This window comes from Thermoproteus sp. CP80, from assembly GCF_002077075.2.
Taxonomy (GTDB): Archaea; Thermoproteota; Thermoprotei; order Thermoproteales; family Thermoproteaceae; genus Thermoproteus.
On sequence record NZ_LCWM02000013.1, the window covers coordinates 24,515 to 30,696 of the forward strand.

Sequence of the window (6,182 nt, forward strand, 5' to 3'; positions counted from 1 at the left end):
TCAGTTCACGGCTCTCAATGCGGCACAGATATGGGGAAAGGCGTTGCATACCGTCTCCATGTCTTCGCGTCTTATCGCCTCTAGGCAGAGCCTATGTAGCTCGTCTTTGTCGGGATAGGCGGAGCCGAGCAACTTGGCGCAGTGATCCTCTATAGCACGCCTAGGCGAGGACTTAGAAAAGTCGCCGCTAACGGCCACGAGTAAGTTTACCTCCTGCCCCTCATACCGCACTCTGGCTTTGTAGAGCTGTGCGCCGGCTGGCTGAGGTTCGTCGGCTTCTGCGTTCATGCCTCTGCTGACGAAGCGGGACGCAAGCGAATCTCTTATGCGCCTAGCCCGCTCAAGCGGGCTGTCGACGTCCTCGCCGTCTACCACAACGATTATGCTCTTGACTTTCCTCGCGACGCGCGTAAGCACAACTAACATCTCTATGATGTCCGGTATTGTGTCTATACCTCCTGCCGGCAGAAACAGAAGGCTTGACGCACCTAGCTTCGCCGCTATTTCGCTGGCCACAGCCTTGTCTTTTTCCCCTTCGCACACAACCACTGCGGCAATTTGCCTAAGCCTAAGCAAATCCAGCATTACACTAGGTAGAGGAGCCTGGGATCAAGGCCCATCTTCTGGAGGACGTCCACGTCTACCTCTTCCAACATCCTCACGTCTACGACGCCGTCAGGCCCTCTTTCCATAAAGTAGACGTGAATCCCCATGTCTAGCTCGCGCACCAGTTGCTTGATGATGTTTATGAGTTCTATGCTGTGGGTTGTGATAAAGAGCTGGAGGTTCTGCCTCTTCGCTATCTTCAGGGCGAAGCTCATAAACGCCTTAAGCCCAGCCGGGTGTTGATGCGCCTCCGGGTCCTCCATAAGTACCGCTGTGTCTTTTACCAACGCAAGGGGGGATGCGTACATCACAGCCGCCCTGGCGCCGTCTCCTAACGCGTCGATCTCCACTGTGGTGTTCTTCAGCTTAAGAGCCAGCACGTACTCACCCCCCACAGGCTTGTAGGTAATGTCGTGCACATTTACTTCGTACTCTTCCCTCAGCATCTCAACAATTAACGTGTCAAGTCTCCTGTCGAGGAGCTGAGGCCAAATCCTCTGCTCCAGATCGCGCGGCGTAAGCCTACTGTCCAGCAGAAGGACGCCCTCTAGGAACTCCAGCTCTTGGCGTAACTCATCTTCTACCCTTTTCTGAAGCTCAGAAAAGGGCAATGGAGGCGTTGACTTGGTGACTGGGCTCCAGAACGAGTCCGGCCTCTGGTAATAAATGACGTTGGAGCCTTGCGCCACCACCAGCCACAGGGCAGGTCCATCGGCGGGAGGCGCATGTGGAGGCTGGGGCTGACTATACATAAGTCTGAACTCCATCTTTTTTTCGCCGAAGTTTAAGGCTATTTGGATTTCTTCGTTTATGTATTTATTAAACCATAACATGTCTTTATATTTCGAGTAGATCTCCCATCCATATCTTGCATCAACATGACCCCGCCTCCTTGTCACGACGTATAAAAGTTTGGAAACACCTTTTATGATGTCTAAGGGCCTTGCCCAGGCCGAGGCCATGTAGATCGCCTCCAGCAGGGTGGATTTACCTGCGCCATTGCGTCCAATGAAGATGTTCACATGGGTAAGATTGTTCACTACGCATCTCTTCACCCCTCTCAAGTTTTCAACATAGATCGAAGTGATCACAGCACTTGTCACATCCGTTTATATATGGATTCGCGTTAGGTCGTGGGGAGGGATGAGGTGGAGATATTGAGAGAGCGGGCGCATATGTTTCTGGAGGCGGCTAGGGACGATTTGAGGGCGGGCAGGGTCGACCTGGCGGCGTTTCACGCCGAGCAGGCGTGTCAGCTGGCGCTTCAATACGTGCTGGCGTCCCAGACGGGATACTACCCACATACGCACTCCCTGAGGCGGCTCTTCGACGAGGCTAGGGCCGTCAGGCCCGAGCTCTGGCAACTCCGCGAGAGGTATATGCTCGACTTCGAGATCATGGAGGACGCCTACCTGGGCGCCCGGTATCTGCCGAGACGGTACAGCAGAGAGGTGGCGGAGCGGCTGGTCAAAGTGGCCGAGGAGCTCGTGTCGCTATGTACGTAGAGCGGGGGCTCAGGTGGAGGCGGATCCTCGAGGGGTGGAGGCAGTACGTGGAGCGGCTGTGCGCCAAGGCGCGGGAGCTGCTGGGGGAGGCCAGGGTGGTTGTGTTCGGCAGCGTGGCCAGGGGGGACTGGGCCGCAGACAGCGACATAGACGTGCTCGTGATCTCGCCAAACGCGCCCGAGGACCCTTGGGAGAGGGCCAGGGTTGCGGCGGCCCTCAGGGAGGCGGCCGGGGAGGCGGCGCCGTTGCTGGAGCTCCATGTGGTCAAGCCGGAGCAGTATCTGGGCTGGTACAGGCGGTTCATAGACGCCGAGGTCGAGGTGTGCTGACGCCGCATGGGGCTAGGCCCTCTTGAGCCTCAGGGCGTTCAGCGTGACCGTGATGCTGCTTAGGGACATGGCCAGCCCCGCGAGCTCCGGCCTGAGGCTGAGGGCGGGGTAGAACAGCCCGGCGGCGATCGGTATCAAGGCGATGTTGTAGGCGAAGGCCCAGATGAGGTTGAACCTGGCGTTGGCCTCGACGCGCCGGGAGATCTGGAGGAACTCCGCCACCTTGGAGAGGTCCCCCCGGGCCACCACCACGTCGCCGGCCTCCTTGGCCACCTCCGTGCCGTTGCTGACCGCGATTCCCACGTCGGCCGCGGCGAGCGCGGGCGCGTCGTTGACGCCGTCTCCCACGAATATCACGCCCCCCTCCTCCCTCAGCCTCCTCACGATCTCGGCCTTCCTCTCGGGCTCAGCTCCGCCGAAGTATCTGGAGATGCCCAGCTTGGCGGCCACGGCGGCCACGGCCCGCTCGTTGTCGCCGGACGCCACCACGGGCTCCAGACCCATCGACCTGAGCCGCTGGACGGCCGACGCTGCGTCGGGCCTCAGCTTGTCGCCCAGGGCCGCCAGCCCTCTGACCTTGCCGTCCACCGCCACGTAGACCGCGGAGAGCCCCTCGGACCTAAGCCCCTCGGCGAGCTCCCTCATCCCCTGGGGCACCTCGGCGCCCAGGGCCTCCATCAGCCTCTCGTTGCCGACCCCGACCGACCTGCCGCCGACAGTGGCGTAGACGCCCATCCCCGGGAAGGAGTCGTACGACTCGGGCGGCTGGACGGCCAGGCCCAGCTCCGAGGCGTAGTCGACCAGCGCCCGGGCGAGGGGGTGCGTGGACTGGGACTCGGCCGAGGCGGCGTAGGCCAGCGCCTCGACGTCGCCCACGTATTTCACCACGCGGGGGGACCCCTTGGTCAGCGTGCCCGTCTTGTCGAAAACGGCGAACCGCGCCCTCAGGGCCTTCTCGAACGCCTCCGGGTTCTTCACGAGGAGGCCCTTCTCGGCGGCTCTGCCGACGCCCACGACGACGGCGAGAGGCGTCGCGAGGCCGAGGGCGCAAGGACACGCCACGACTAGGACCGACGCCGCGAAGAGCAGAGCCTGACCGGGCGGCGCTCCCCGCAGGGCCCACGCCGCGAATGTGGCCGCAGCCGCGGCCATGACGGCCCACGTGAAGACGCCGGCGACGCGGTCGGCCAGCCTCTGTATGGGAAGCCTCGCGTTCTGGGCCTGCCTGACCAGCCGCACCACCTCGGCGAGGTAGGTATGCGCCCCCGATCTGGTCGCCCTCACCAGGAGGCGTCCCCGCACCAGCAGAGTGCCGGCGAGCGCCAGATCGCCCGGCTTCTTCTCGGCGGGCATCGGCTCGCCGGTGAAGGCCGACTCGTCGGCGTACCCCATCCCCTCCTCCACGTAGCCGTCCACAGGTATCCTCTCCCCCTCCCTGACCTCCACGAGCTGGCCCGGCTCCACCTGGGCCGAGTCCACCTCGGTGAAGCCTTCGCCGGTCTTCACGCGGGCCCTGGGAGGCGCCATCTGCGCCAGCCGCCTCACGGCGTCGCCCGTCTTGAGCTTCATCCTGCTCTCCATGTACCTCCCGGCGAGGACGAAGGTTATCACGGCCGCGGACGCCTCGAAGAAGGCGCGGCCTCCCGTCAGAGCGGCGTATGCGCTGTAGGTGAAGGTGGAGAGGGTGCCCAGCGCCACCAAGGTGTCCATGTTGGCGGTCCCGTTCCTGAAGGCCCGGTAGGCGCCGGAGAGGAACCTCCAGCCTGAGTAGAACTGGACGGCGGAGGCCATGAGGAGCTGGGCGAGGGGAGGCACGGCGGGGAACATCATGGAGGCCATGAGGACGGCCGTGATGGGCACGGCTGGGAGGAGCCTGGAGGCGAGGTCCCTGGCGTCCCTCTCGGCGGCCTTCCTATCCACGTCGACGTCCACCTCGGACCGCGAGACCTCGCCCGCCTTGAACCCGGCCCTCGCCAGAGCCTCGGCGACATCCCGCGGGCCGACCTCCAGCGGGTTGTACTCCACATATAGCAACGACGTGGCCGGGCTGAAGGAAGCCCTGAAGACGCCCCAGAGCCGCGCCGCCCGCTCCACGGCCGCCGCGTCCTCCGGCCGCGCCCCGGGCACCGAGATGTAGACGGCCTCCCTATACACGTCGTATCCAACCCGCCTGACCGCCTTCAAGAGCTCCCCGTAGTCCAGCTCGGGCGAGGCCACCAGCCTCGCCTCGTTGCTCGCCAGGGACGCCTCAGCCCACCTGACCCCCCTAACGGACAGCAAGGCCCTCTGCACAGTCAACGAGCAGGTGGCGCAGTGCATCCCCAAGATCTTCAACACGGTCTCGCGCCCCTCTACCTTAACACCGACCCTGATATCCATCAGCGATGCGGCATGCCCTGGGGGCCGTGCTGAAGATAGTATTCAGGTCTCCTCTCGAACTCCTCCTTACACATGGAGGAGCAGAAGTAGTAGACCTTGCCCCTATAGAGCGTCTTGTACTTAGCCTTGGCCGGATCCACCTCCATACCGCAGACCGGATCGACCGCCACGTCAATATCGCGAGCTGAGGTTTATATAAGTATGCATAATTAATCTTCCGCCGCGTTTTTCCAAAACCACAAGGCCTTTTTCCTGCGGTCTCTGGGCGGCCCTCCACGCCCTCACCTTGTTAAGACCCAGTTCTTTCGCTATGGCGGCCGCAGGCGCCTCGCCGCAGTGCTGTACAAGCTTTAGATACATAGAGCGATCTGGTTCCTTCAGCAGAGATAGTATCATCTCGATGCCGGCCCCTACCTGCAGGCTCCTGGCGCCCTGCCTCTTAGCCATAATATTATATGTAGCCGCGAGCGCAGAGAGGGACAACAGGAAAAAGACTACAAACATCGGAGAGGGGAACACGCATACTCGGCACATATACGCCACGTGTATGTAGTCAAGGAGCGCAGACAGCTCGAAGCGGCCAAGATGAGATATATCAACTTCATGAGGCTTTACCGATCAGATATTTATTAACAGGTCTGGCGGCTTGAGTCTTAAAGCGACGCCGGTACGTCTCCATTGCGCGCACGTCCTCCGCAGGCGCTACGCCGCCTCTCCCGGCCTCCTTTTCAACTCTTTATATGTAGTTACGCCCAGCAAGAGCCAGGTCGTCCTCACGCCGCCGCTGGCCCTCTCCCCTGGATCGCCTCCGTATCCTACGGAGGACATCCGGCGGCGGTCCATAGACCTTCTCGCATGGCATCAGAGGCGACAGGTCTCAGGGGGATTGCGCGGCCGCCGGACACCTGAGGTATTTGGGCGCTGTGGGGGCCCACTAGCCGGAGTCCTTCGAGGAGCCTATCAAGGCCGCGGCCCCGTATCTCCTTCGTCTTCGCCATATCTGCCGGATCCATGGATATGCTCCGTTGTGCTTAAAAAGCGTAGACGGGGTGAAATACATGGAGAGGGAAGAGGCCATAGTGTTCAGGCTCAAGTTCAAAAGATACTTGGACGCCATCGAGTTCCTCAAGCGCGTGGCGGAGGCCGCCGAGCGGCTGAACCACCATCCCGACGTGGAGCTCCGGTACGTCAACTTAACCTTGAGGCTGACCACCCACGACGCCGGGAATAAGGTCACCGAGAGGGACCTCCAGCTGGCCGGGGAGATCCAGAAGGCGGTGGAGGAGTTCAGAGACAGGCTGGCGCAGTAGCTCCGGATCCGCCGCCTTGTGCCTCTGCCCAGCGCCGCGGCCGGATCACTCCA

Annotated in this window: 9 protein-coding genes; 3 read left to right on the plus strand and 6 right to left on the minus strand. The window is 62.0% G+C overall.

Features of this window, described 5'->3' with window-relative positions:
• Both B7L68_RS04015 and B7L68_RS04020 read right to left on the minus strand, forming a co-directional pair.
• Positions 1-576, minus strand: a complete 576-nt coding sequence (locus B7L68_RS04015; RefSeq protein ID WP_143615289.1) for a hypothetical protein — start codon at positions 574-576, stop codon at positions 1-3.
• 8 nt (positions 577-584) lie between these two features.
• Positions 585-1,697: an ATP/GTP-binding protein gene (locus B7L68_RS04020; RefSeq protein ID WP_081246406.1), complete on the minus strand. Its 1,113-nt coding sequence runs from the start codon at positions 1,695-1,697 to the stop codon at positions 585-587.
• A 42-nt stretch (positions 1,698-1,739) separates the two neighbouring features.
• On the opposite strand from B7L68_RS04020, the gene B7L68_RS04025 reads away from it, so the two are divergent.
• The gene (locus B7L68_RS04025; protein WP_081246407.1) at positions 1,740-2,111 is read left to right on the plus strand and encodes a HEPN domain-containing protein; all 372 of its coding nucleotides are present in this window, start codon (positions 1,740-1,742) and stop codon (positions 2,109-2,111) included.
• Positions 2,102-2,440, plus strand: a complete 339-nt coding sequence (locus B7L68_RS04030; RefSeq protein ID WP_081246408.1) for a nucleotidyltransferase domain-containing protein — start codon at positions 2,102-2,104, stop codon at positions 2,438-2,440. The genes B7L68_RS04025 and B7L68_RS04030 overlap by 10 nt, the downstream gene beginning before the upstream one ends.
• Before the next feature lie 12 nt (positions 2,441-2,452).
• Here the strand turns inward: B7L68_RS04030 and B7L68_RS04035 are convergent, their stop codons facing one another.
• From B7L68_RS04035 to B7L68_RS09030, 4 genes are all read right to left on the minus strand, one after another.
• The gene (locus B7L68_RS04035) at positions 2,453-4,819 is read right to left on the minus strand and encodes a heavy metal translocating P-type ATPase (RefSeq protein ID WP_081246409.1); all 2,367 of its coding nucleotides are present in this window, start codon (positions 4,817-4,819) and stop codon (positions 2,453-2,455) included.
• The gene (locus B7L68_RS04040; RefSeq protein ID WP_081246410.1) at positions 4,819-4,989 is read right to left on the minus strand and encodes a YHS domain-containing protein; all 171 of its coding nucleotides are present in this window, start codon (positions 4,987-4,989) and stop codon (positions 4,819-4,821) included. Before B7L68_RS04040 ends, B7L68_RS04035 begins: the two co-directional genes overlap by 1 nt.
• Position 4,990: 1 nt before the next feature.
• Positions 4,991-5,266 (minus strand): hypothetical protein, encoded by a 276-nt coding sequence (locus B7L68_RS04045; RefSeq protein WP_143615291.1) that lies wholly within the window; start codon positions 5,264-5,266, stop codon positions 4,991-4,993.
• Positions 5,267-5,521: 255 nt separating this feature from the next.
• Positions 5,522-5,647: a hypothetical protein gene (locus B7L68_RS09030; RefSeq protein WP_255408302.1), complete on the minus strand. Its 126-nt coding sequence runs from the start codon at positions 5,645-5,647 to the stop codon at positions 5,522-5,524.
• Between the two features lie 230 nt (positions 5,648-5,877).
• On the opposite strand from B7L68_RS09030, the gene B7L68_RS04055 reads away from it, so the two are divergent.
• Positions 5,878-6,129 (plus strand): 4a-hydroxytetrahydrobiopterin dehydratase, encoded by a 252-nt coding sequence (locus B7L68_RS04055; RefSeq protein WP_081246413.1) that lies wholly within the window; start codon positions 5,878-5,880, stop codon positions 6,127-6,129.
• The last annotated feature ends 53 nt before the right edge of the window (positions 6,130-6,182 follow it).

Bases quoted from the DNA above. Each gene is read 5' to 3' on its own strand.
- B7L68_RS04030 (WP_081246408.1), top strand. From the start codon at position 2,102: ATGTACGTAGAGCGGGGGCTCAGGTGGAGGCGGATCCTCGAGGGGTGG.
- B7L68_RS04035 (WP_081246409.1), bottom strand. From the start codon at position 4,819: ATGGATATCAGGGTCGGTGTTAAGGTAGAGGGGCGCGAGACCGTGTTG.
- B7L68_RS04045 (WP_143615291.1), bottom strand. From the start codon at position 5,266: ATGGCTAAGAGGCAGGGCGCCAGGAGCCTGCAGGTAGGGGCCGGCATC.
- B7L68_RS09030 (WP_255408302.1), bottom strand. From the start codon at position 5,647: ATGTCCTCCGTAGGATACGGAGGCGATCCAGGGGAGAGGGCCAGCGGC.
- B7L68_RS04055 (WP_081246413.1), top strand. From the start codon at position 5,878: ATGGAGAGGGAAGAGGCCATAGTGTTCAGGCTCAAGTTCAAAAGATAC.